The following is a 23,684-nucleotide window of genomic DNA, read 5'->3' on the forward strand; positions in this document are numbered from 1 at the left end:
GCAAAAAGTGATGGCCGTTAGCCTGTTTTATTCTGCACGACCCGGTGCGAACCCTGCGGCGTTCTGCACGATTCAAACCCCGAAGCGGTTGCGGTAATCACTGGGGGACAGGCCGGTGATTTTCTTGAAGATGGCGCGAAAGGCGCTGGGGTCTTGATAGCCCACGGTCCAGGCAATGTGATCGATGGTGCCATTGGTGAACTCCAGCATCTGCCGCGCCTTGCCGACTCGCAGATGCTGACAGTACTCGGTGGGTTTCAATCCGGTGGCGTTGCGAAAGCGGCGCAAGAACGTGCGCTCCTCCAGGTTCGCCTCCTGCGCCATCGCCGCCACGGACACATCCACCGCACCACTGGCCTGCAGCCAATGCTGGACCTTGAGGACCGCACCATCACCATGCCTGAGAATCGGCGCAAAGTTGCTACCGCACTGGCTGGCACTGGCGCTGTGCTCGATCACCAGAAAGCGCGCAGTGTCAGCTGCAATGCTCGGCCCCATAAGCCGATCGACCAGGCGCAGGCCCAATTCCGACCAGGCCATCAGCCCAGCGGAGGTGATCAGGTCGCCGTCATCGACGATAGGTTTATCCGCTTCCAGTCGCACCGCCGGGTAACAGGCCGCAAAAGATTTCGCGGAGGACCAGTGGGTGGTGGCACTGCGGCCATCCAACAGGCCGCTGCGCGCCAGCATGATCGAGCCGATGCACACGCAGCCCAGCACGGTGCCGCCCGCATGTTGCAGGCGCAGCCATTCCAGCAGCGCAGGCGGCGCCTGGTCTTCGGTGAACTCTGCAATCGAGGGCGGCACCAACACGGCCATCATCGGTTGCTCGGGGCCTGGGTGGCTGTCGAACGTGCGCGCGGGCGTGCCGTGGGCATCTACCTGCCAGTGGCTGACCCGCAGCAGCGGTAATTGCGCAGATTCATGCTCGGCGGCGATGCGGTTAGCGACCCCGAACAGGTCGGTCAGCCCGTGGACTGCGGCGAGTTGCGCGCCCTGGTAGATCAACACACCCAGCTCGACAGTGCTGCGTTGCGCGGCCATTGTCAGTTTTCCCCCTGTTATTGTCGGTGCAGCCAATTCTCGGTGTGATCGCCAGCTAAGATACTAGGCCCATCAACCCATCACGAGGCAACACACATGGCCAAGCAGGCGCTCATCCTAATCGATATCCAGAACGACTACTTCCCCAAGGGCAAGTGGCCGCTCGACGGCGTGGAAGCCGCAGCGGACAAGGCGGCGCAGGTGCTCCAGGCGTTTCGACAAGCAGGCGATGCGGTGATTCATGTACGGCATGAGTTCGCTGGCGACGACGCACCGTTCTTCACACCGGGCTCCGAAGGCGCGCATTTGCATGCCAAGGTGCTCAACGAGGGCGATGAACCGGTGGTGCTCAAACACTTCGTGAATGCGTTTCGCCAAACCAACCTGCGCGAACTGCTGGAACAGCGCAGCATCACCGAGGTGGTGGTGGTGGGTAGCATGAGCCATATGTGCGTTGACGCCGTGGTGCGGGCGGCAGCGGACCTGGGCTACAAGGTTACGGTGATCCATGACGCCTGCGCGACCCGCGACCAGGAATTCAACGGCCAGGTGATTCCGGCGGCACAGGTGCACGGGGCGTACATGGCCTCCCTGGCATTTGGCTATGCGGGTGTAGTGTCGGCAGAGGAATATCTGAAAGCCCAAGCAGCGGCTGCGTGACCGCCACCTGGGCTGATCGCTTTAGCGTGTGGCAATGATGAACAGCCGCGGAAAGGGCAACAACACCGTGCCATCGGCCAGGGCTGGATAAGCCTGGGTAATTCGCGCCTGGTATTGCTGCAGGAAGGCGGCTTTTTCATCGTCCGTCAACGGCGCAAGAAAAGGCCGCAATGCCGAAGCCTTGAACCACTCCACCACCGCCGCGTGGTCCGCCAAGGGGTGTTGATAGGTGGTGCGCCACACGTCCACGGTACTGCAATGCTTGCTCAGCAGTTCGTAGTAGTAACTGGCGGTGTGCCGTTCATTGTGTTTGACCGCCCCTATCTTTGCCGACCATGGGCCATCGGCCGCGACTTCTCGGGCAAGACGATGGGCGGGCTCGTCAAGATTGTCCGGGGTTTGCACCGCCAGCGTACCGCCTGGGTTCAGTTGGTGGACCAAATGCGGGTAGAGCGTGGCGTGGTCGGGCAGCCATTGCAGCGAGGCATTGGCCAGAATCACATCCAAGCGTTGCGCAGGATGCCAGGCGCCGATGTCCGCCAGCTCGAAGTTCAACCTGGGCAGGCGCTTGCGGGCGTCTGCCAACATGTCATCGGAGCTGTCCATGCCAGTGACGTGCGCTTGGGGGAAACGCTCGGCCAGCACTTCAGTGGAGTTTCCCGGCCCGCACCCCAGGTCGACTGCGGTGCCCACGTCGGTGTTGGGAATTGCCGCAACCAGGTCACGGACGGGGCGAGTGCGCTGCTGTTCGAACATCGTGTACTGCTTGGCGGACCAGGTCATCACAGCCTTCCTTCTTTGTTAGAGGTGGCGCCAGCCTAAATCTTGTGAGCCATGAGAACAAATGCTGGGGTTGGTGTGCTGCCTGTACAAAGGCACCCCGCGCGCGACGCCTGCACGTCGACCATAAAAAACCCCCGATGCTTTCGCTATCGGGGGTTTTGTTTGTTCAGGGTCGGTCTTGGACCTTAGAACGGGATATCGTCATCAAAGCTGTCGAAATCCGGAGCCGGTTGCGGAGCAGCCTGTTGTGGTGCTGGGCGCGACTCACGCTGTGGCTGCTGGCTTGGCTGCGGACGCGACTGCTGTGGGCGCGGTGCCGAGTTGGACATGCCGCCCTGGCCCTGTTGGTCGCTCTGTGGACGGCCGCCCAGCAGTTGCATGGTGCCTTGCATGTCGACCACGATTTCGGTGGTGTAACGCTTGATGCCGTCTTTTTCCCACTCGCGGGTTTGCAGTTTGCCTTCGATGTACACCTGCGAACCTTTGCGCAGGTATTCACCGGCGATCTCCGCAACCTTGCCGAACATCGACACGCGGTGCCATTCGGTCTTCTCGACCTTCTGGCCGGTCTGCTTGTCGGTCCACTGTTCGCTGGTCGCCAGGCTCAGGTTGGTCACGGCGTTACCGTTAGGCAAGTAGCGAACTTCGGGATCCTGGCCGCAAGTACCGACCAATATGACTTTGTTAACCCCACGGGCCATAACGTTCTCCTAGGCTGGGCGCGCTGTCGGCACTGGGTTGACCAGTTGCTCGAGCGTCGCGCGATCCAATAATTCGGTGTCCAATTTGATGTAAATGGCCGCCTCTTCAGCGACCACGACTGCATCCGTTACCCCTACGACAGCCTTCAGGCGCTCTACCAGGCCGGCTTCGCGGATCGCCTCGGGCGATAGCGGCAAACGCAGACTGGTGACGTAGGGAGGTTCGCGCATGGTAACAGCAAAGACCAGCCAAAGTGCAGCCAGCCCGGCGCATCCGAGGAACACAACCGACAAACCGCCATGCTGGAACATCCAGCCGCCCATGATGCCGCCCAACGCGGAACCCAGGAACTGGCTGGTGGAATACACCCCCATGGCCGTGCCCTTGCCGCCTGCCGGTGAAACTTTACTGATCAATGACGGCAACGACGCTTCGAGCAGGTTGAAGGCGGTGAAAAACACCACCGTACCGATCACCAATGCTCGCAGGCTGTCGCCGAACTGCCAGAAGAATAGTTCAGTGAGCATCAATGTCGCGACGGCGCCGAGTAAAACTCGTTTCATTTTGCGTTTCTTCTCGCCATAGATGATGAACGGGATCATGGCGAAGAACGAAATCAACAGCGCAGTGAGGTAGACCCACCAGTGCTGTTCCTTGGGCAGGCCGGCTTTTTCCACCAGGGCCAGGGGCAAGGCGACGAAGCTGCACATCAGCATGGCGTGTAATACGAAGATACCTAAATCCAGGCGCAGCAAGTCCGGGTGCTTGAGCGTGGGAAGCAACGCCTTGCGTGCGACGCCCGATTCACGATGCTGCAGGGTACCGGTGGAGCGCGGCACCATAAAGGCAACGATCAGGATGCCAAACAACGCCATGCCGCCCGTGGCCAGGAACAGCCCATGCAAGCCGAACGCGCGCGTGAGCAAGGGCCCGACCACCATGGCCACGGCAAACGACAGGCCGATGGTCATGCCGATCATCGCCATGGCCTTGGTGCGGTGTTGTTCGCGGGTCAGGTCCGACAGCAGCGCCATCACGGCGGCGGAAATCGCACCGGCGCCCTGCAGGATGCGGCCGGCGATCACGCCCCAGATCGAATCGGATTGGGCCGCTAGCACACTGCCAAGGGCGAATACGATCAGCCCGAGATAGATCACCGGGCGACGGCCAATGCGGTCGGAAATAATCCCGAACGGGATCTGGAAAATCGCCTGGGTCAGGCCATAGGCACCAATCGCCAGGCCGATCAAGGCGGGGGTCGCACCTGCGAGATCCATCCCATAGGTGGCCAGCACTGGCAACACCATAAACATGCCCAGCATACGGAAGGCGAACACCAGGGCCAGCCCGCTTGCCGCTCGGGTCTCGCCGCTACTCATGCGTTCGCTGTGGGGATCGTGCATGGAAAAACCTCGTGTGAACCGGCGGCGATTCTACCAGTCCCATCGATTGAGAGGGTATATGCGGCGCTTTGCCGCGCAGCTTTCATGTAAGGCTGCAGGCGGCGTTTTGACAGTGTATATTCATCCAGTCTTTAGCCGTATACTCCGGCATCATTTACGCCCGCCGTGCGAGGCCATCTTGGACAAGATCCTGATTCGTGGGGCTAGAACCCACAACCTGAAGAACATCGACCTGACCCTGCCCCGGGACAAACTGATCGTCATCACCGGCTTGTCCGGCTCCGGCAAATCGTCCCTGGCGTTCGACACGCTGTATGCCGAAGGTCAGCGCCGCTATGTGGAATCCCTGTCGGCCTACGCCCGGCAGTTCCTGTCGATGATGGAAAAGCCCGATGTCGACACCATTGAAGGCCTGTCGCCGGCTATTTCCATCGAGCAGAAATCCACGTCCCACAACCCGCGCTCCACCGTGGGTACCATTACCGAGATCTACGACTACCTGCGCCTGCTCTACGCACGCGTGGGTATCCCCCGCTGCCCGGACCACGATATCCCCCTGGAAGCCCAGACCGTCAGCCAGATGGTCGACCTGGTGCTGGCCCAGCCCGAAGGCGCCAAGCTGATGCTGCTGGCGCCTGTCATTCGCGAGCGCAAGGGCGAACACCTGTCGGTCTTCGAAGAGCTGCGTGCCCAGGGCTTTGTACGTGCGCGCATCAACGGCAAGCTCTATGAGCTGGACGAAGCGCCGAAGCTGGACAAGCAGAAAAAGCACTCCATTGATGTGGTGGTCGACCGATTCAAGGTGCGTGCCGACTTGCAGCAGCGTTTGGCGGAATCGTTCGAAACCGCGCTGAAGCTGGCCGATGGCATTGCCCTGGTAGCGCCGATGGATGACGAGCCGGGCGAAGAGATCATCTTCTCCGCGCGCTTTGCGTGCCCGATCTGTGGCCATGCCATCAGTGAGCTGGAACCCAAGCTGTTTTCCTTCAACAACCCGGCCGGCGCCTGCCCGACTTGCGACGGCCTGGGTGTGAAGCAGTTTTTCGATATCAAGCGCCTGGTCAATGGTGACCTGACCCTGGCCGAGGGGGCGATACGCGGATGGGACAGACGTAACGTCTACTACTTCCAGATGCTTGGGTCGTTGGCCTCCCACTACAAGTTCAGCCTGGAAGTACCGTTCAACCAACTCCCGGCAGACCAGCAGAAGGTCATTCTAAATGGCAGCGGTTCGCAGAATGTCGACTTCAAATACCTGAACGATCGCGGTGATATCGTCAAGCGCTCGCACCCGTTCGAAGGCATCGTGCCGAACCTGGAACGCCGTTACCGCGAAACCGAATCGGCGAGCGTGCGCGAGGAGCTGGCGAAGTTCCTCAGCACACAGCCATGCCCGGATTGCCGTGGCACGCGCCTGCGCCGTGAAGCCCGGCATGTATGGGTGGGCGAGAAGACCTTGCCTGCAGTAACCAACCTGCCGATCGGCGATGCCTGTGAATACTTTGGCGTGCTGAAGCTGACCGGTCGTCGTGGCGAAATTGCCGACAAGATCCTCAAGGAGATTCGCGAGCGGTTGCAGTTCCTGGTCAACGTGGGCCTGGACTATCTGTCGCTGGACCGCAGTGCCGATACCCTGTCTGGCGGTGAGGCACAGCGCATTCGCCTGGCCAGCCAGATCGGCGCGGGCCTTGTGGGCGTGCTGTATATCCTCGACGAGCCGTCGATTGGCTTGCACCAACGAGATAACGACCGCCTGCTGGGCACGCTGAAACACCTGCGCGATATCGGCAATACCGTGATCGTGGTGGAGCATGATGAAGACGCTATCCGCCTGGCGGACTACGTGGTCGATATCGGCCCCGGCGCGGGCGTGCATGGTGGCCATATCGTTGCTGAAGGCACGCCTGCCGAGGTGATGGCACATCCTGATTCACTGACCGGCAAATACTTGTCGGGGCGTGTGAAGATTGAAGTACCCGCCAAGCGAACGCCGCGTAACAAGAAGATGGCGCTGCATCTCAAGGGCGCGCGCGGGAACAACCTGCGCAATGTCGACCTGGAGATTCCGCTGGGCCTGCTGACCTGCGTGACCGGTGTTTCCGGTTCGGGCAAGTCGACGCTGATCAACAACACCCTGTTCCCACTGAGTGCCACCGCCCTGAATGGCGCGACCACCCTGGAAGCGGCGGCTCACGACAGCATCAAGGGCCTGGAACATCTGGACAAGGTGGTCGACATCGACCAGAGCCCGATTGGGCGTACGCCTCGCTCCAACCCAGCCACCTACACCGGGCTGTTTACCCCTATCCGTGAGTTGTTCGCTGGCGTGCCAGAGTCGCGCTCACGGGGTTATGGGCCGGGCCGCTTCTCGTTCAACGTCAAGGGCGGCCGCTGTGAAGCGTGCCAGGGCGATGGCCTGATCAAGGTGGAAATGCACTTCCTGCCGGACATCTACGTGCCGTGCGATGTGTGCAAGAGCAAGCGCTACAACCGCGAGACCCTGGAGATCAAGTACAAGGGCAAGAGCATCCACGAGACCTTGGAAATGACGATCGAGGAAGCTCGCGAGTTCTTCGACGCAGTGCCGGCGCTGGCGCGCAAGCTGCAGACGCTGATGGATGTGGGCCTGTCGTACATCAAGCTGGGGCAGTCAGCGACCACGCTGTCGGGTGGCGAGGCGCAGCGGGTCAAGCTGTCTCGCGAGCTGTCCAAGCGTGATACCGGCAAAACCTTGTATATCCTCGATGAGCCGACCACTGGCCTGCACTTCGCGGATATCCAGCAGTTGCTGGACGTACTGCACCGCTTGCGGGACCACGGCAATACCGTGGTGGTGATCGAGCACAACCTTGATGTGATCAAGACTGCCGACTGGCTGGTAGACCTGGGGCCAGAAGGTGGTTCTAAGGGTGGCCAGATCATCGCAGTGGGCACTCCGGAGCAGGTTTCCGAAATGCCTCAATCGCACACCGGTTACTACTTGAAACCGTTGCTGGAACGCGACAGGGCCTGATTTTTTCATCGCCCAATAAAAAGCCCCTGCCACTTTGCGGTGACGGGGGCTTTTTTATAGCCGGGAATCAGAACTGCGATTGCAGGTAATTTTCCAGGCCGATCAACTTGATCAGGCCCAACTGCTTTTCCAGCCAGTAGGTGTGATCTTCTTCGGTGTCATTCAACTGCACCCGCAATATTTCCCGGGTGACATAGTCGGTGTGCTGTTCGCAAAGCTCAATGCCCTTGCAGAGTGCGGCACGGACCTTGTACTCAAGGCGAAGATCGGCAGCGAGCATGTCAGGCACTGTGGTACCCACGTCCAGATCATCAGGACGCATACGCGGCGTGCCTTCGAGCATCAGAATGCGGCGCATCAGGGCGTCAGCGTGCTGTGCCTCTTCTTCCATTTCGTGGTTGATACGCTCATAGAGCTCGGTAAAGCCCCAGTCTTCGTACATACGCGAATGGATGAAATATTGGTCACGAGCTGCCAGTTCGCCCGTCAGCAACGTGTTGAGGTAATCGATTACGTCGGGGTGACCTTGCATCGCCCTACATCTCCCTGCTTGAAAGACTGTAGTTTGAACCATGCTGACTTGAAGGTCACGGGACAAACGGCAGAAAAGTGAAGATTTCCGGAGAAAAGTAGCTGAAATAACGCAAAAACCGCCCAAATGAGGGCGGTTCTGCTTATCGTTTAGAGTCAGTTAAGCGATACACCCAATGCCTTTGCAATTGCTTCTCCATAAGCCGGGTCGGCCTTATAGAAGTGCTGCAGTTGACGCTGGACCACATCGCTGGAAACCCCAGCCATTGCGCCCGCGATGTTATTGGTGAGCAACGCTTTTTGCTCATCATTCATCAGACGGAACAGCGCACCGGCGTGGCTGTAGTAGTCCGTATCTTCGCGGTGATCGTAACGATCGGCGGCACCGCTCAGGGCCAGTGCTGGCTCTGCATATTGCGGGGCTTGTTTTGGTGCGTCGGCATAGCTGTTTGGCTCGTAGTTCGGAGCCGCCCCACCATTGCTGCCGAAAGCCATGGAACCGTCACGCTGGTAGCTGTTAACCGGGCTACGTGGCGCGTTCACCGGCAGTTGCTGGTGGTTAGTGCCGACACGGTAGCGGTGAGCATCTGCGTAGGCGAACACCCTACCTTGGAGCATACGGTCTGGGGACAGGCCAACGCCTGGGACCATGTTGCTTGGGCCAAATGCAGCCTGCTCAACTTCTGCGAAGTAGTTTTGCGGATTACGGTTGAGCTCCAGCTCACCCACTTCAATCAACGGGAACTCTTTTTGCGACCAGGTCTTGGTCACATCAAACGGGTTCTCGTAATGGGCATTCGCCTGTGCCTCGGTCATGATCTGGATGCACACGCGCCATTTGGGGAAGTCACCGCGCTCGATTGCACCAAACAGATCGCGCTGGGCGTAGTCAGGATCGGTACCCGCCAAGCGGGCAGCCTCGGCCGGCGCCAGGTTCTTGATGCCTTGCTTGGTCTTGTAGTGCCACTTCACCCAATGACGCTCGCCCTGGGCATTGATCAGACTGTAAGTGTGGCTGCCGAAACCATGCATGTGGCGATAGCCGTCCGGGATGCCACGGTCCGAAAACAGAATGGTGACCTGATGCAGCGCCTCTGGTGAGTGCGACCAGAAGTCCCACATCATCTGCGCGCTTTTCAGGTTGCTCTGCGGCAGGCGTTTCTGGGTGTGGATAAAGTCCGGGAACTTCAGCGGATCACGGATAAAGAACACAGGGGTGTTGTTACCGACGATGTCCCAGTTACCTTCCTCGGTGTAGAACTTCAAGGCGAAACCACGTGGATCGCGCTCAGTGTCGGCCGAACCGCGCTCCCCACCCACCGTGGAGAAACGCAAGAACGTAGGGGTCTGCTTGCCAACGGACTCGAACAATTTGGCGCTGGTGTATTGGGTAATGTCTTTTGTCACCGTGAAGGTACCGAAGGCACCCGAACCTTTGGCGTGCACGCGACGCTCAGGGATGTTTTCACGGTTGAAGTGAGCGAGCTTCTCGATCAGGTGAAAATCGTCGAGCAGCAAGGGGCCACGAGGGCCGGCGGAACGTGAGTTCTGATTGTCCGCAACGGGCGCGCCGCTGGCGGTGGTAAGGACTTTATTCTGGCTCATGCGCATCTTCCTCAGGTCGGGCTTGAAACTGCCGGCTAATCGGCTTGGAGGGAGTATTGACCATCCACATGACACCTACAAATTCATTAAATTGTAGGCTTCAATAGAAAATAACTACCAACATGCCCGACGCTCATAGTGAAGCGTGCCGCCTGAAGATTCTTGTACGTAACGCGCTTTTGTTACGCGCACAAAAAACCGGGCACTAGGCCCGGTTTTTCGTTGCAGCTTGTCGTATTACTCGGCGCTTACAGCTTCGCCGGCAGTAGCACGATCAACCAACTCGACGTACGCCATAGGCGCGTTGTCGCCAGCGCGGAAACCGCACTTGAGGATGCGCAGGTAGCCGCCCTCACGGGTAGCGTAACGCTTGCCCAGGTCGTTGAAGAGCTTACCAACGATAGCTTTCGAACGAGTACGGTCGAAAGCCAGACGGCGGTTAGCCAGGCTGTCTGTCTTGGCCAAAGTGATCAGCGGCTCAGCAACGCGACGCAGTTCTTTAGCTTTCGGCAGTGTAGTTTTGATCAGCTCGTGCTCGAACAGCGACACCGCCATGTTTTGGAACATGGCCTTGCGGTGCGAGCTGGTACGGCTCAGGTGACGACCACTTTTACGATGACGCATGGTTCATTCCTTACCAAACTCACGTTCGGTGATTACGACGATCAGGCAGTCGCCTTGTCGTCCTTCTTAAGACTTGCAGGCGGCCAGTTGTCGAGGCGCATGCCGAGGGACAGACCGCGGGAGGCCAGAACGTCCTTGATTTCAGTCAAGGATTTCTTGCCCAGGTTCGGAGTCTTCAACAGTTCTACTTCGGTGCGCTGGATCAGGTCACCGATGTAGTAAATGTTTTCCGCCTTAAGGCAGTTAGCCGAACGTACAGTCAGTTCCAGATCGTCAACCGGGCGAAGCAGGATCGGATCGATCTCGTCTTCCTGCTCGATTACCACTGGTTCGCTGTCACCTTTGAGGTCGACGAACGCAGCCAACTGCTGTTGCAGAATGGTTGCAGCGCGGCGGATAGCCTCTTCAGGATCCAGGGTACCGTTGGTTTCCAGATCAATAACCAGCTTGTCCAGGTTAGTACGCTGCTCGACACGGGCGTTTTCCACCACGTATGCGATACGGCGAACCGGGCTGAACGAAGAGTCAAGCTGCAAGCGACCAATGCTGCGGCTTTCGTCTTCATCGCTCTGACGCGAGTCGGCCGGTTCATAACCACGACCACGAGCTACAGTGAGCTTCATGTTCAGGGCGCCGTTAGACGCCAGGTTAGCGATTACGTGATCGGGGTTAACGATCTCGACATCATGATCCAGCTGAATATCGGCAGCGGTAACCACCCCCGAACCCTTCTTCGACAAGGTCAGCGTAACTTCGTCACGGCCGTGCAGCTTGATAGCCAGACCTTTAAGGTTCAACAGGATTTCAATTACGTCTTCCTGTACACCTTCGATGGCGCTGTACTCGTGGAGCACACCGTCAATCTCGGCCTCGACTACTGCACAGCCGGGCATTGAGGACAACAGGATGCGGCGCAGCGCGTTGCCCAGGGTGTGGCCAAAACCACGCTCGAGAGGCTCGAGAGTAATTTTGGCGCGGGTTGGACTGACAACCTGCACATCAATGTGGCGGGGTGTCAGGAACTCATTTACCGAAATCTGCATGGATGCACCTATTTTCTAGCCCTTACTTGGAGTAGAGCTCGACAATCAGGCTTTCGTTGATGTCGGCGGACAGATCACTGCGAGCAGGAACGTTCTTGAAAACGCCCGACTTCTTCTCAGTGTCTACTTCTACCCATTCTACGCGGCCACGTTGGGCACACAGATCGAGAGCTTGGACAATGCGAAGTTGGTTTTTTGCTTTCTCGCGAACTGCGACCACGTCACCAGCACGAACCTGGTAGGACGGAACGTTTACGGTCTGACCGTTAACGCTGATCGACTTGTGCGATACCAGCTGACGGGATTCGGCACGAGTCGAACCAAAGCCCATACGGTATACAACGTTGTCCAGACGGCATTCGAGCAGTTGCAGCAGGTTTTCACCGGTTGCACCTTTCTTGCCAGCAGCTTCTTTGTAGTAGCCGCTGAACTGACGCTCGAGAACGCCGTAGATACGACGGACCTTCTGCTTTTCACGCAGTTGGGTGCCGTAGTCGGACTGGCGACCGCGGCGTTGGCCGTGGATACCAGGTGCTGCTTCAATGTTGCACTTCGATTCGATCGCGCGCACGCCGCTCTTCAGGAAGAGATCGGTGCCTTCGCGACGAGCGAGTTTGCATTTTGGACCAATGTAACGAGCCATTCTTTACAATCTCCTGGATTACACGCGGCGCTTCTTCGGCGGACGGCACCCGTTGTGCGGGATTGGCGTCACGTCGGTGATGCTGGCGATCTTATAGCCACAGCCGTTCAAAGCACGGACAGCAGACTCACGACCTGGACCTGGACCTTTGACGTTAACGTCGAGGTTTTTCAGGCCATATTCCAGCGCAGCTTGACCAGCACGTTCAGCAGCTACTTGAGCAGCAAACGGGGTGGACTTGCGGGAACCGCGGAAACCCGAACCACCGGAGGTAGCCCAAGAAAGCGCGTTACCTTGACGGTCGGTGATGGTCACGATGGTGTTGTTAAAAGATGCATGGATGTGGGCGATGCCATCAACCACTGTCTTTTTAACTTTTTTACGAGGACGAGCAGCAGGTTTTGCCATGATAATTTTCCTGTCGATTCGCTGGGGCGATTACTTGCGGATCGGCTTACGCGGACCTTTACGGGTACGCGCGTTAGTCTTGGTACGCTGACCGCGTACTGGAAGACCACGACGATGACGCAGACCGCGATAGCAACCGAGGTCCATCAAACGCTTGATTTTCATGTTGATTTCGCGACGCAGGTCACCTTCAGTGGTGAACTTCGCCACTTCGCCACGCAGCTGTTCAATCTGCTCGTCGCTCAGATCCTTGATCTTAGCGGCTGGGTTTACCCCAGCAACTGCGCAAATTTTCTGCGCAGTAGTGCGACCAACACCATAGATGTAGGTCAGCGAGATAACAGTGTGCTTGTTATCTGGAATGTTAACGCCTGCAATACGGGCCATTCAGTGGGACTCCAATTGACAGCTACCTACGCCCCGGAAGCCAAGAAATAGGGCGCGAGATAATATCGCTGTAATAACAAATAATCAACCCGGCAGCGCACTAGCTGCCGGGCTTCAAGCGGATCACACTCAGCCTTGGCGCTGTTTGTGACGCGGTTCCGCGCTGCAAATTACTCGAACAACACCTTCGCGGCGAATAATCTTGCAGTTACGGCACAGCTTTTTCACCGATGCACGAACTTTCATCACCAACTCCTCGAACCTTATGGGGTACTCAGCGCAACATGCCGCTGCCGTAGCCCTTCAGGTTGGCTTTCTTCATCAGGGATTCGTACTGGTGCGAAACGAGGTGCGATTGTACTTGGGACATGAAGTCCATCACAACCACGACCACGATCAGCAACGAGGTCCCGCCAAGGTAGAACGGAACGTTTGCTGCAACCACCAGGAACTGGGGCAACAAGCACACGGCCGTCATATATAGAGCACCGAACAGGGTCAAACGGGTCAGAACGCCATCAATGTAGCGTGCCGACTGCTCACCTGGACGGATACCCGGAATAAAGGCACCGGACTTCTTCAGGTTTTCCGCTACGTCTTTCGGATTGAACATCAACGCCGTATAGAAGAAGCAGAAGAAAATAATCCCTGCACTAAACAGCAGAATATTCAACGGCTGACCAGGAGCGATCGACTGAGAGAGGTCCTGCAGCCAGCCCATATTTTCAGACTGACCAAACCAGGTACCCAACGAAGCCGGAAACAGCAAGATGCTGCTCGCGAAAATTGCCGGAATAACACCGGCCATATTCACTTTCAGCGGCAAGTGGCTGGTCTGCGCAGCAAAGACCTTACGGCCCTGCTGACGCTTGGCGTAGTGAACAGCAATACGACGCTGGCCACGCTCAATGAACACCACAAAACCGATAATCGCTACTGCCAGCAAACCGATGGCAACCAAGGCGAAGATATTGATATCACCCTGACGCGCAGACTCGAAAGACTGCCCGATTGCTCTCGGAAGACCGGCGACGATACCTGCGAAAATCAACATCGAGATACCGTTACCAACACCACGCTCAGTAATCTGCTCACCCAGCCACATCATGAACATCGCACCAGCCACAAACGTGGATACCGCGACGAAATGGAAGCCAAAGTCACCAGTGAACGCAACGCCCTGCCCTGCCAGGCCAACGGACATGCCGATAGCTTGAACCAGGGCGAGGACGACAGTGCCGTAGCGGGTGTACTGGCTAATCTTGCGACGGCCAGCTTCACCTTCCTTCTTCAACTGCTCCAGCTGCGGGCTGACGGCTGTCATCAGCTGCATGATGATCGATGCCGAGATATACGGCATGATCCCCAGTGCAAAGATGCTCATCCGCTCCAGCGCGCCGCCGGAAAACATGTTGAACAAGCTAAGAATGGTCCCCTCATTCTGTCGAAACAGGTCTGCGAGTCGGTCCGGGTTGATACCTGGAACCGGGATGTGTGCGCCTATTCGGTAGACGATAATCGCCAGGAACAGAAAACGCAGACGAGCCCAAAGTTCAGACATACCGCCTTTGCCGAGCGCTGAGAGAGCACCTTGCTTAGCCATTTATTCCTCGAACTTGCCGCCAGCTGCTTCGATAGCCGAACGCGCACCTTTGGTGGCGCCGATTCCCTTGCCGATAGTGACAGCGCGAGTCACTTCACCGGACAGCATGATTTTCACACGCTGTACGTTGACGTTGATCACGTTGGCATCTTTCAGGGTCTGCACAGTAACGATGTCGCCTTCCACTTTAGCCAGCTCGGACAGACGCACTTCTGCGCGGTCCATGGCTTTCAGGGATACGAAACCGAACTTAGGCAGGCGACGATGCAGCGGCTGTTGACCGCCTTCAAAGCCTGGAGCGATGGTGCCACCGGAACGGGAGGTTTGACCTTTGTGGCCACGGCCACCAGTCTTACCCAAACCGCTACCGATACCACGGCCCGGACGATGCTTTTCGCGACGGGAACCCGGCGCTGGACTCAGATCATTGAGTTTCATCGATTAACCCTCTACACGCAGCATGTAGTAAGCCTTGTTGATCATCCCGCGATTCTCGGGAGTATCCTGGACTTCTACAGTGTGACCGATGCGACGCAGACCCAAACCTTTAACGCACAATTTGTGGTTAGGGATGCGGCCGGTCATGCTTTTGATCAGCGTTACTTTAACGGTAGCCATGATCAGAAGATCTCCTTGACAGTCAGGCCACGCTTGGCAGCGATGGACTCAGGAGATTGCATAGCCTTCAGACCCTTGAAAGTGGCGTGAACCACGTTTACCGGGTTAGTCGAGCCGTAGCACTTGGCCAGAACGTTCTGAACGCCAGCAACTTCGAGGACAGCACGCATAGCGCCGCCAGCGATGATACCGGTACCTTCAGAAGCAGGCTGCATGTACACCTTCGAAGCGCCGTGAGCGGACTTCATTGCGTACTGCAGAGTGGTGCCGTTCAGATCAACTTGGATCATGTTGCGACGAGCAGCTTCCATTGCCTTCTGGATCGCAGCAGGCACTTCACGTGACTTGCCACGGCCGAAGCCAACACGCCCTTTACCATCACCCACCACGGTCAACGCGGTGAAAGTGAAGATACGGCCGCCTTTAACGGTTTTGGCTACGCGGTTAACTTGAACCAGCTTCTCAATGTAGCCTTCGTCGCGCTTTTGGTCGTTATTTGACATAACTTAGAACTCCAGCCCAGCTTCACGAGCAGCATCAGCCAGCGCTTTCACGCGGCCATGGTACTTGAAGCCAGAGCGGTCGAAAGCCACTTGCGAGACGCCAGCGGCCTTAGCACGCGTAGCGACCAGCTGGCCAACCTTTGTGGCCGCGTCGATGTTGCCAGTGGCACCATCACGCAGTTCTTTATCCAAAGTCGAGGCGCTTGCCAGGACTTTGTTGCCGTCGGCCGAGATGACCTGGGCGTAGATGTGCTGCGACGAGCGGAACACGCAGAGACGCACGACTTCGAGTTCGTGCATTTTCAGGCGTGCTTTGCGAGCGCGACGCAGTCGAGTAACTTTTTTGTCGGTCATTTGCTATGCCCTACTTCTTCTTGGCTTCTTTACGACGGACGACTTCGTCCGCGTAGCGCACACCTTTGCCTTTGTACGGCTCTGGTGGACGGAAGTCGCGGATCTCAGCGGCCACTTGACCTACCAGCTGCTTGTCGATGCCCTTGATCAGGATATCGGTCTGGCTAGGAGTCTCAGCAGTGATGCCCGCTGGCAGTTCGTAATCCACTGGGTGCGAGAAGCCAAGGGCAAGGTTCAAAACCGTGCCTTTTGCTTGCGCTTTGTAACCAACACCGACCAGCTGGAGCTTACGCTCGAAGCCTTGGCTTACGCCTTGGACCATGTTGTTTACCAACGCACGCGTGGTACCGGCCATTGCGCGAGTTTGTTGATCGCCATTGCGAGCAGCGAAACGCAGCTCACCAGCTTCTTCAACGATCTCAACGGACGAATGGATGTTCAGTTCAAGAGTACCCTTGGCACCCTTCACCGAAAGCTGTTGGCCTGCGAATTTGACTTCGACACCGGCTGGCAGCTTAACGGGGTTCTTAGCGACGCGAGACATGCTTATCCCCCCTTAGAACACAGTGCAAAGAACTTCGCCGCCGACACCGGCAGCGCGCGCAGCACGATCCGTCATCACACCTTTGTTGGTGGAGACGATAGACACGCCCAGACCGCCACGAACTTTCGGCAGATCTTCAGCGGACTTGTACTGACGCAGGCCTGGACGGCTAACGCGCTTCACTTCCTCGATGACCGAACGGCCTTCGAAGTACTTCAGCTCGATGGACAGCAGTGGTTTGATTTCGCTGCTGATCTGATAACCCGCAATGTAGCCTTCGTCTTTCAGGACTTTGGCAACAGCTACCTTCAACTTGGAAGATGGCATGCTTACGACGGACTTTTCAGCCATCTGGGCATTACGGATACGAGTTAGCATGTCCGCTAACGGGTCCTGCATACTCATGGGCTAGACGCTCCTAATACAAAAAAATTAGCCTTGCGGCTACATATGTCGCCGAGAATCTCCGAGCACAAAAAACACGGGCTCAGGCGAGCCGCGTATTTTAGACATACTCCAGAAATGAAACAAGCCCCAAAAGGGGCTTGATCCAGATTCAAGGTCACCGGCGGTCAGTATCTTGCGATTCCGACCACCTGGACGTTGAAAGTACTTACCAGCTGGCTTTAACCAGACCTGGTACGTCACCACGCATTGCCGCTTCACGCAGTTTGTTACGGCCGAGGCCGAACTTGCGGTAAACGCCGTGTGGACGACCGGTCAGGCGGCAGCGGTTACGCATGCGCGAAGCGCTTGCGTCACGTGGCTGCTTCTGCAGAGCAACTGTAGCTTCCCAACGCGCTTCTGGACTTGCGTTCAGATCAACGATGATTGCTTTCAGTGCTGCACGCTTCTTGGCGTACTTGGCAACCGTGAGCTGACGCTTCAGCTCGCGGTTTTTCATGCTCATCTTGGCCATGGTCCTACTCCAATCAGTTGCGGAACGGGAATTTGAACGCACGCAGCAGAGCGCGGCCTTCATCATCGTTCTTGGCAGTGGTGGTCAGGGTGATGTCCAGACCGCGGAGAGCATCGATCTTGTCGTAGTCGATTTCCGGGAAGATGATCTGCTCTTTTACGCCCATGCTGTAGTTACCACGACCATCGAAGGACTTGGCATTCAGGCCGCGGAAGTCGCGGACCCGAGGCAGGGAGATCGACAGCAGACGATCCAGGAATTCGTACATACGCTCACGGCGCAGAGTCACTTTGACGCCGATCGGCCAACCTTCACGGACTTTAAAGCCAGCGATGGATTTCCGAGCGTAAGTCACAACGACTTTTTGACCGGTGATCTTTTCCAGGTCAGCAACAGCGTGCTCGATGACTTTTTTGTCGCCGATCGCTTCGCCCAGACCCATGTTCAGGGTGATTTTGGTGACGCGCGGAACTTCCATCACGTTCCCGAGCTTAAGTTCTTCCTTAAGCTTAGGGGCGATTTCCTTCCGGTAAATCTCTTGTAGTCGTGCCATGGTCTAATCTACCTAGCAGTGTTCAAGCATCAACCGCTTTTTGGGTCGACTTGAAGACACGAATTTTCTTACCGTCTTCTACTTTGAAACCAACGCGGTCAGCCTTGTTGGTTTCGCCGTTGAAGATGGCGACGTTAGAAGCGTCCAGCGGAGCTTCTTTCTCGACGATACCGCCCTGCACGCCCGACATCGGGTTAGGCTTGGTATGACGCTTGACCAGGTTCAGACCACCGATAACCAGACGGTTATTAGCGAGAACCTTAAGCACCTTACCGCGCTTACCTTTGTCTTTGCCGGCGATCACGATGATCTCGTCGTCACGACGAATCTTTTGCATGTCGGATCTCCTTACAGCACTTCTGGGGCGAGCGAGACGATCTTCATGAACTTCTCAGTACGAAGTTCACGGGTCACTGGCCCAAAGATACGGGTGCCGATCGGCTCTTGCTTGTTGTTCAGAAGAACAGCAGCGTTGCCATCAAAGCGGATAATGGAGCCATCAGCACGACGTACGCCGTGACGAGTGCGGACTACAACAGCAGTCATCACTTGGCCTTTTTTCACCTTACCGCGAGGAATTGCTTCCTTCACGGTAACTTTGATGATGTCACCGATACCAGCGTAACGACGATGGGAGCCACCCAGCACCTTGATGCACATAACACGGCGAGCGCCGCTGTTATCGGCCACATCGAGCATGGATTGAGTCTGAATCATATAATTTCTCCGACCCCTAGTCCTTAGACTTCCACAGCGCGTTCGAGAACATCAACCAGTGCCCAAGACTTGGTCTTGGCCATCGGACGAGTTTCACGAATAGTGACTTTGTCGCCGATGTGGCACTGATTGGTTTCGTCGTGCGCGTGCAGCTTAGTCGAACGCTTAACATATTTACCGTAGATCGGGTGCTTAACGCGACGCTCGATCAAAACGGTGATGGTTTTGTCCATCTTGTCGCTGACAACACGGCCAGTCAGCGTACGGACAGTCTTTTCGGCTTCAGCCATGATCACTTACCTGCCTGCTGGTTGAGCACAGTCTTCACGCGAGCGATGTCACGCTTAACTTGCGAGAGCAGATGAGACTGCCCCAACTGGCCAGTTGCTTTCTGCATACGCAGATTGAACTGGTCGCGCAGCAGGCCGAGCAGTTGCTCGTTCAGCTGCTGTGCGGATTTTTCACGAAGTTCATTCGCTTTCATCACATCACCGTCCGTTTAACAAAGGAGGTGGCGAGCGGCAGCTTTGCAGCAGCCAGGGCGAAAGCCTCACGCGCCAGCTCTTCAGAAACACCCTCGATTTCATACAGGACTTTGCCTGGCTGAATCTGGGCTACCCAGTATTCCACGTTACCCTTACCTTTACCCATCCGAACCTCGAGAGGTTTTTTGGAGATCGGCTTGTCCGGGAATACACGGATCCAGATCTTGCCGCCACGTTTTACGTGACGGGTCAGAGCACGACGCGCTGACTCGATCTGACGAGCGGTGAGACGACCACGAGCTACAGACTTCAGCGCGAACTCGCCGAAGCTGACTTTGCTACCGCGCTGAGCCAGACCACGGTTGTGGCCTGTCATCTGCTTGCGGAACTTCGTACGCTTAGGTTGCAACATTTGGCGTACCCCTTACTTAGCAGCTTTTTTACGAGGCGCTGGTGCTTGTGGTTTCAGTTCTTCTTGGCGACCACCAATTACTTCGCCTTTGAAGATCCAAACCTTTACACCGATCACACCGTAAGTGGTGTGAGCTTCGTAGTTGGCATAGTCGATGTCGGCACGCAGGGTGTGCAGTGGCACACGACCTTCGCGATACCATTCAGTACGTGCGATTTCAGCACCGCCGAGACGACCGCTCACTTGGATTTTGATGCCTTTGGCACCAATGCGCATGGCGTTCTGTACGGCGCGCTTCATAGCGCGACGGAACATTACGCGACGCTCCAGCTGCTGAGCTACGCTCTGCGCAACCAGCATACCGTCGAGCTCCGGCTTGCGGATCTCTTCGATATTGATGTGCACAGGCACACCCATTTGCTTGGTCAGGTCCTGACGCAGTTTCTCAACATCTTCACCTTTCTTCCCGATAACGATACCTGGACGAGCGGTGTGGATGGTGATACGTGCAGTTTGCGCCGGACGATGGATATCGATACGGCTTACGGACGCGCTTTTTAGTTTGTCTTGGAGATACTCACGCACCTTCAGATCAGCGAACAAGTAGTCCGCATAAGTCCGACCGTCTGCGTACCAGACGGAGGTGTGCTCCTTGACGATTCCCAGGCGAATGCCAATGGGATGTACTTTCTGACCCATCTCTTCGACTCCGTTACTTGTCAGCAACCTTGACAGTGATATGGCAAGACCGCTTGACGATGCGATCAGCACGGCCTTTGGCACGTGGCATGATGCGCTTCAGCGAACGCCCTTCGTTGACGAAAACGGTGCTGACCTTCAGGTCATCAACGTCTGCGCCTTCGTTATGCTCGGCGTTGGCTACGGCCGACTCCAGCACTTTCTTCATGATCTCGGCGGCTTTCTTACTGCTGAAAGCCAACAGGTTGAGCGCTTCGCCCACCTTCTTCCCGCGGATCTGGTCGGCGACCAAGCGGGCTTTCTGGGCGGAGATTCGAGCGCCCGACAACTTAGCGGCTACTTCCATTTCCTAACCCCTTAACGCTTGGCTTTCTTGTCTGCCACGTGCCCACGATAAGTGCGGGTACCGGCAAACTCGCCCAGTTTGTGGCCGACCATGTCTTCGTTAACGAGAACTGGGACGTGTTGACGACCGTTGTGTACTGCGATGGTCAGACCGACCATTTGTGGCAGGATCATCGAACGACGCGACCAGGTCTTAACTGGTTTGCGATCGTTCTTTTCCGCCGCCACTTCGATCTTCTTCAGTAGGTGAAGATCAATAAAAGGACCTTTTTTCAGAGAACGTGGCACTGTCGTATCCCTCTATTTACTTGCGACGACGGACGATCATTTTGTCGGTACGCTTATTACCACGAGTCTTCGCGCCCTTAGTCGGGAAGCCCCATGGCGATACCGGATGACGACCACCAGAGGTACGACCTTCACCACCACCGTGTGGGTGGTCAACCGGGTTCATGGCAACACCACGAACGGTTGGGCGAACGCCACGCCAGCGTTTGGCACCAGCTTTACCCAACGAACGCAGGCTGTGCTCGGAGTTCGAGACTTCGCCCAGGGTCGCACGGCATTCAGCCAGTACTTTACGCATCTCACCAGAACGCAGACGCAGGGTCACGTAGACACCTTCACGAGCGATCAACTGAGCCGAAGCACCAGCGGAACGAGCGATCTGTGCGCCTTTACCTGGCTTCAATTCGATGCCGTGTACGGTGCTACCAACTGGAATGTTACGCAGTTGCAGAGCGTTGCCCGGCTTGATCGGTGCCAGAGCACCTGCGATCAGCTGGTCGCCAGCACTCACGCCTTTAGGGGCGATGATGTAGCGACGCTCGCCATCTGCGTACAGCAGCAGAGCGATGTGAGCAGTACGGTTTGGATCGTATTCGATACGCTCGACAGTGGCAGCGATGCCATCTTTGTCGTTGCGACGGAAGTCGACCAGACGATAATGCTGCTTATGGCCACCACCGATGTGACGAGTGGTAATACGACCATTGTTGTTACGACCACCAGACTTCGATTTTTTCTCGAGCAGCGGTGCGTGAGGAGCGCCTTTATGCAGCTCCTGGTTGACCACCTTGACCACAAAACGGCGGCCAGGGGAAGTCGGTTTGCATTTAACGATTGCCATGATGCACCCCTTCCTTACTCAGCACTGCTGCTGAAATCGAGATCTTGGCCTGGCTGAAGGGAGATAACTGCCTTCTTCCAGTCATTACGCTTGCCCAGACCGCGAGCAGTACGCTTGCTCTTACCCAGAACATTCAGGGTAGTAACACGCTCTACTTTCACGCTGAACAGGCTTTCGACGGCCTTCTTGATTTCCAGCTTGGTTGCGTCAGTTGCAACCTTGAAAACGAACTGGCCTTTCTTGTCAGCCAGAACCGTAGCCTTTTCGGAAACGTGCGGGCCAAGCAGAACTTTAAATACGCGTTCCTGGTTCATCCCAGCAGCTCCTCGAATTTCTTCACGGCCGACACGGTGATCAACACCTTGTCGTATGCGATCAGACTAACTGGATCGGAACCTTGCACGTCACGTACATCAACGTGTGGCAGGTTGCGAGCAGCCAGGTACAGGTTCTGATCAACAGCTTCGGACACGATCAAAACGTCGGTCAGGCTCATGTTGTTCAGTTTGCCCAGCAGATCTTTGGTTTTTGGACTTTCAACAGCGAAGTCCTGAACCACGACCAGACGATCAGTACGCACGAGTTCAGCAAGGATGGAGCGCAGTGCTGCGCGGTACATCTTCTTGTTGAGCTTCTGAGAGTGATCCTGTGGACGAGCTGCGAAAGTGGTACCGCCGCCACGCCAGATTGGGCTACGGATAGTACCGGCACGAGCACGGCCAGTGCCTTTCTGACGCCAAGGGCGCTTACCGCCACCACGTACGTCGGAACGGGTCTTTTGCTGCTTGCTACCTTGACGGCCGCCGGCCATGTAGGCCACGACTGCTTGGTGAACGAGCGTCTCGTTGAATTCGCCGCCAAATGTCAGTTCGGAAACTTCGATCGCTTGAGCGTCATTTACATTTAATTGCATGTCAGCTTCCCCTTAACCGCGAGCCTTGGCCGCTGGACGTACAACCAGGTTGCCGCCAGTAGCGCCAGGAACAGCACCCTTGACCAACAACAGATTGCGTTCAGCGTCGACGCGCACTACTTCGAGGGACTGCACGGTCACGCGCTCAGCGCCCATATGACCGGACATTTTTTTGCCCTTGAATACACGACCAGGAGTCTGGCACTGGCCAATAGAGCCCGGGACGCGGTGGGAAACGGAGTTACCGTGAGTGTTGTCTTGACCACGGAAATTCCAACGCTTGATCGTACCCTGGAAGCCTTTACCCTTGGACTGACCGGTTACATCAACCAGTTGACCAGCGGCGAAGATTTCAGCGTTGATCAGATCGCCAGCCTGGTAGTCGCCGTCTTCAAGACGGAACTCCATGACAGTACGACCAGCTGCAACGTTTGCTTTAGCGAAGTGACCTGCTTGAGCAGCAGTCACGCGCGAAGCACGACGCTCGCCGACAGTGACTTGCACTGCACGATAGCCATCGGTTTCTTCAGTTTTGAACTGGGTGACGCGATTCGGTTCGATCTCAATGACCGTGACCGGAATGGAGACACCTTCTTCGGTGAAAATACGGGTCATACCGCATTTACGACCGACTACACCAATAGTCATGTTGTAAACCTCATGAGTGTACGGGGCTTTCACCCGCTATGGCCGCCCATTTCAGAGCGTTACACGACTAAGACCCAAGTCTTAGCCGAGGCTGATCTGTACTTCCACACCGGCCGCCAGATCGAGCTTCATAAGTGCATCAACGGTTTTATCCGTTGGCTGGACGATGTCCAGTACGCGCTTATGAGTACGGATCTCGTACTGGTCACGCGCGTCTTTGTTGACGTGCGGGGAGACCAGAACGGTGAACCGCTCTTTACGGGTAGGCAGTGGAATTGGACCACGCACTTGAGCACCAGTACGTTTCGCGGTTTCCACGATTTCCTGGGTGGATTGGTCGATCAGGCGATGGTCAAAAGCCTTCAACCTGATACGGATTTGCTGATTTTGCATTGG

The 23,684-nt window shown here is 56.6% G+C and carries 36 protein-coding genes; 2 read left to right on the plus strand and 34 right to left on the minus strand.

Annotation, left to right across the window (positions count from 1 at the left end; all coding sequences use genetic code 11):
* Window positions 1–72 precede the first annotated feature (72 nt).
* Complete coding sequence (locus OC445_RS03685; RefSeq protein WP_198791679.1) at window positions 73–1,044, minus strand: GlxA family transcriptional regulator; 972 nt, start codon at window positions 1,042–1,044, stop codon at window positions 73–75.
* Between the two features lie 96 nt (window positions 1,045–1,140).
* Between OC445_RS03685 and OC445_RS03690 the strand changes: the two genes are divergently transcribed.
* Window positions 1,141–1,704: a cysteine hydrolase family protein gene (locus OC445_RS03690; protein ID WP_198791678.1), complete on the plus strand. Its 564-nt coding sequence runs from the start codon at window positions 1,141–1,143 to the stop codon at window positions 1,702–1,704.
* Between the two features lie 21 nt (window positions 1,705–1,725).
* Here OC445_RS03690 and tam read toward each other — a convergent pair whose 3' ends face one another.
* The 3 genes from tam to OC445_RS03705 all read right to left on the minus strand — a co-directional run bounded on the left by tam (window position 1,726) and on the right by OC445_RS03705 (window position 4,592).
* Window positions 1,726–2,487: a trans-aconitate 2-methyltransferase gene (gene tam / locus OC445_RS03695; RefSeq protein WP_054896951.1), complete on the minus strand. Its 762-nt coding sequence runs from the start codon at window positions 2,485–2,487 to the stop codon at window positions 1,726–1,728.
* 185 nt (window positions 2,488–2,672) lie between these two features.
* Entirely contained in the window at window positions 2,673–3,188 is a 516-nt protein-coding gene (locus OC445_RS03700) for a single-stranded DNA-binding protein (protein WP_198791677.1), read from the minus strand.
* A gap of 9 nt (window positions 3,189–3,197) precedes the next feature.
* Window positions 3,198–4,592, minus strand: a complete 1,395-nt coding sequence (locus tag OC445_RS03705; protein ID WP_014720149.1) for an MFS transporter — start codon at window positions 4,590–4,592, stop codon at window positions 3,198–3,200.
* A gap of 178 nt (window positions 4,593–4,770) precedes the next feature.
* Here OC445_RS03705 and uvrA point away from each other — a divergent pair, with 178 nt between their 5' ends.
* Window positions 4,771–7,605, plus strand: a complete 2,835-nt coding sequence (uvrA, locus tag OC445_RS03710; protein WP_054918198.1) for an excinuclease ABC subunit UvrA — start codon at window positions 4,771–4,773, stop codon at window positions 7,603–7,605.
* A 67-nt stretch (window positions 7,606–7,672) separates the two neighbouring features.
* On the opposite strand, the gene bfr is transcribed toward uvrA, so the two are convergent.
* From bfr to rpsJ, 30 genes are all read right to left on the minus strand, one after another.
* Window positions 7,673–8,137, minus strand: a complete 465-nt coding sequence (gene bfr, locus OC445_RS03715) for a bacterioferritin (protein WP_262019947.1) — start codon at window positions 8,135–8,137, stop codon at window positions 7,673–7,675.
* A 155-nt stretch (window positions 8,138–8,292) separates the two neighbouring features.
* The gene (locus OC445_RS03720; RefSeq protein WP_044269390.1) at window positions 8,293–9,741 is read right to left on the minus strand and encodes a catalase; all 1,449 of its coding nucleotides are present in this window, start codon (window positions 9,739–9,741) and stop codon (window positions 8,293–8,295) included.
* A 237-nt stretch (window positions 9,742–9,978) separates the two neighbouring features.
* A complete protein-coding gene (gene rplQ / locus OC445_RS03725) occupies window positions 9,979–10,365 on the minus strand; it encodes a 50S ribosomal protein L17 (protein WP_003176402.1) in 387 nt (128 codons plus the stop codon).
* A 41-nt stretch (window positions 10,366–10,406) separates the two neighbouring features.
* Window positions 10,407–11,408 carry a DNA-directed RNA polymerase subunit alpha gene (locus OC445_RS03730; protein ID WP_003176403.1) on the minus strand — a complete coding sequence of 334 codons (1,002 nt, stop codon included), beginning with the start codon at window positions 11,406–11,408 and terminating at the stop codon, window positions 10,407–10,409.
* A 22-nt stretch (window positions 11,409–11,430) separates the two neighbouring features.
* Complete coding sequence (gene rpsD / locus OC445_RS03735; protein ID WP_003176404.1) at window positions 11,431–12,051, minus strand: 30S ribosomal protein S4; 621 nt, start codon at window positions 12,049–12,051, stop codon at window positions 11,431–11,433.
* 18 nt (window positions 12,052–12,069) lie between these two features.
* Window positions 12,070–12,459, minus strand: a complete 390-nt coding sequence (gene rpsK / locus OC445_RS03740; RefSeq protein ID WP_002555466.1) for a 30S ribosomal protein S11 — start codon at window positions 12,457–12,459, stop codon at window positions 12,070–12,072.
* A gap of 30 nt (window positions 12,460–12,489) precedes the next feature.
* Window positions 12,490–12,846 (minus strand): 30S ribosomal protein S13, encoded by a 357-nt coding sequence (gene rpsM / locus OC445_RS03745; protein WP_003194635.1) that lies wholly within the window; start codon window positions 12,844–12,846, stop codon window positions 12,490–12,492.
* Between the two features lie 129 nt (window positions 12,847–12,975).
* Window positions 12,976–13,092, minus strand: a complete 117-nt coding sequence (rpmJ, locus tag OC445_RS03750; RefSeq protein ID WP_002555468.1) for a 50S ribosomal protein L36 — start codon at window positions 13,090–13,092, stop codon at window positions 12,976–12,978.
* A 28-nt stretch (window positions 13,093–13,120) separates the two neighbouring features.
* Window positions 13,121–14,449: a preprotein translocase subunit SecY gene (secY, locus tag OC445_RS03755; RefSeq protein ID WP_003194637.1), complete on the minus strand. Its 1,329-nt coding sequence runs from the start codon at window positions 14,447–14,449 to the stop codon at window positions 13,121–13,123.
* Window positions 14,450–14,887 carry a 50S ribosomal protein L15 gene (gene rplO / locus OC445_RS03760; protein ID WP_003176407.1) on the minus strand — a complete coding sequence of 146 codons (438 nt, stop codon included), beginning with the start codon at window positions 14,885–14,887 and terminating at the stop codon, window positions 14,450–14,452. It lies immediately after the preceding gene.
* A gap of 3 nt (window positions 14,888–14,890) precedes the next feature.
* A complete protein-coding gene (gene rpmD, locus OC445_RS03765) occupies window positions 14,891–15,067 on the minus strand; it encodes a 50S ribosomal protein L30 (protein ID WP_003176408.1) in 177 nt (58 codons plus the stop codon).
* 2 nt (window positions 15,068–15,069) lie between these two features.
* Entirely contained in the window at window positions 15,070–15,570 is a 501-nt protein-coding gene (rpsE, locus tag OC445_RS03770; protein WP_003176409.1) for a 30S ribosomal protein S5, read from the minus strand.
* Between the two features lie 3 nt (window positions 15,571–15,573).
* Window positions 15,574–15,924 (minus strand): 50S ribosomal protein L18, encoded by a 351-nt coding sequence (rplR, locus tag OC445_RS03775; RefSeq protein WP_003186037.1) that lies wholly within the window; start codon window positions 15,922–15,924, stop codon window positions 15,574–15,576.
* A gap of 10 nt (window positions 15,925–15,934) precedes the next feature.
* Complete coding sequence (rplF, locus tag OC445_RS03780; RefSeq protein WP_003194640.1) at window positions 15,935–16,468, minus strand: 50S ribosomal protein L6; 534 nt, start codon at window positions 16,466–16,468, stop codon at window positions 15,935–15,937.
* Between the two features lie 12 nt (window positions 16,469–16,480).
* Window positions 16,481–16,873 carry a 30S ribosomal protein S8 gene (gene rpsH / locus OC445_RS03785; RefSeq protein WP_003176413.1) on the minus strand — a complete coding sequence of 131 codons (393 nt, stop codon included), beginning with the start codon at window positions 16,871–16,873 and terminating at the stop codon, window positions 16,481–16,483.
* 208 nt (window positions 16,874–17,081) lie between these two features.
* Window positions 17,082–17,387 carry a 30S ribosomal protein S14 gene (gene rpsN, locus OC445_RS03790; RefSeq protein WP_003176414.1) on the minus strand — a complete coding sequence of 102 codons (306 nt, stop codon included), beginning with the start codon at window positions 17,385–17,387 and terminating at the stop codon, window positions 17,082–17,084.
* Between the two features lie 13 nt (window positions 17,388–17,400).
* Window positions 17,401–17,940 (minus strand): 50S ribosomal protein L5, encoded by a 540-nt coding sequence (gene rplE / locus OC445_RS03795; RefSeq protein ID WP_003194642.1) that lies wholly within the window; start codon window positions 17,938–17,940, stop codon window positions 17,401–17,403.
* A 22-nt stretch (window positions 17,941–17,962) separates the two neighbouring features.
* Window positions 17,963–18,277 carry a 50S ribosomal protein L24 gene (rplX, locus tag OC445_RS03800; protein ID WP_003176416.1) on the minus strand — a complete coding sequence of 105 codons (315 nt, stop codon included), beginning with the start codon at window positions 18,275–18,277 and terminating at the stop codon, window positions 17,963–17,965.
* A gap of 11 nt (window positions 18,278–18,288) precedes the next feature.
* On the minus strand, window positions 18,289–18,657 hold the full coding sequence (gene rplN, locus OC445_RS03805) for a 50S ribosomal protein L14 (protein ID WP_002555479.1): 369 nt from the start codon (window positions 18,655–18,657) through the stop codon (window positions 18,289–18,291).
* Window positions 18,658–18,680: 23 nt separating this feature from the next.
* Window positions 18,681–18,947: a 30S ribosomal protein S17 gene (gene rpsQ / locus OC445_RS03810; protein ID WP_003194644.1), complete on the minus strand. Its 267-nt coding sequence runs from the start codon at window positions 18,945–18,947 to the stop codon at window positions 18,681–18,683.
* A 2-nt stretch (window positions 18,948–18,949) separates the two neighbouring features.
* Entirely contained in the window at window positions 18,950–19,141 is a 192-nt protein-coding gene (gene rpmC, locus OC445_RS03815; RefSeq protein WP_002555481.1) for a 50S ribosomal protein L29, read from the minus strand.
* Entirely contained in the window at window positions 19,141–19,554 is a 414-nt protein-coding gene (gene rplP / locus OC445_RS03820; protein WP_003176421.1) for a 50S ribosomal protein L16, read from the minus strand. Before rplP ends, rpmC begins: the two co-directional genes overlap by 1 nt.
* Window positions 19,555–19,566: 12 nt before the next feature.
* Window positions 19,567–20,253, minus strand: a complete 687-nt coding sequence (gene rpsC / locus OC445_RS03825; protein ID WP_003176422.1) for a 30S ribosomal protein S3 — start codon at window positions 20,251–20,253, stop codon at window positions 19,567–19,569.
* Window positions 20,254–20,266: 13 nt separating this feature from the next.
* A complete protein-coding gene (gene rplV / locus OC445_RS03830; protein WP_003103908.1) occupies window positions 20,267–20,599 on the minus strand; it encodes a 50S ribosomal protein L22 in 333 nt (110 codons plus the stop codon).
* 11 nt (window positions 20,600–20,610) lie between these two features.
* Window positions 20,611–20,886, minus strand: a complete 276-nt coding sequence (gene rpsS / locus OC445_RS03835; protein ID WP_002555486.1) for a 30S ribosomal protein S19 — start codon at window positions 20,884–20,886, stop codon at window positions 20,611–20,613.
* A 16-nt stretch (window positions 20,887–20,902) separates the two neighbouring features.
* Window positions 20,903–21,727 (minus strand): 50S ribosomal protein L2, encoded by an 825-nt coding sequence (gene rplB / locus OC445_RS03840; protein ID WP_003186055.1) that lies wholly within the window; start codon window positions 21,725–21,727, stop codon window positions 20,903–20,905.
* A 14-nt stretch (window positions 21,728–21,741) separates the two neighbouring features.
* Window positions 21,742–22,041, minus strand: coding sequence for a 50S ribosomal protein L23 (rplW, locus tag OC445_RS03845; RefSeq protein WP_002555488.1), 300 nt, complete (start codon window positions 22,039–22,041; stop codon window positions 21,742–21,744).
* Window positions 22,038–22,640, minus strand: coding sequence for a 50S ribosomal protein L4 (rplD, locus tag OC445_RS03850; RefSeq protein WP_003176424.1), 603 nt, complete (start codon window positions 22,638–22,640; stop codon window positions 22,038–22,040). The genes rplW and rplD overlap by 4 nt, the downstream gene beginning before the upstream one ends.
* 12 nt (window positions 22,641–22,652) lie before the next feature.
* Window positions 22,653–23,288, minus strand: a complete 636-nt coding sequence (gene rplC, locus OC445_RS03855; protein WP_003194649.1) for a 50S ribosomal protein L3 — start codon at window positions 23,286–23,288, stop codon at window positions 22,653–22,655.
* A gap of 81 nt (window positions 23,289–23,369) precedes the next feature.
* The gene (gene rpsJ, locus OC445_RS03860; RefSeq protein WP_003186070.1) at window positions 23,370–23,681 is read right to left on the minus strand and encodes a 30S ribosomal protein S10; all 312 of its coding nucleotides are present in this window, start codon (window positions 23,679–23,681) and stop codon (window positions 23,370–23,372) included.
* Between the last annotated feature and the right edge of the window lie 3 nt (window positions 23,682–23,684).

This window comes from Pseudomonas sp. Pse35, from assembly GCF_024519715.1.
GTDB classification, from domain to species: domain Bacteria; phylum Pseudomonadota; class Gammaproteobacteria; order Pseudomonadales; family Pseudomonadaceae; genus Aquipseudomonas; species Aquipseudomonas paracarnis.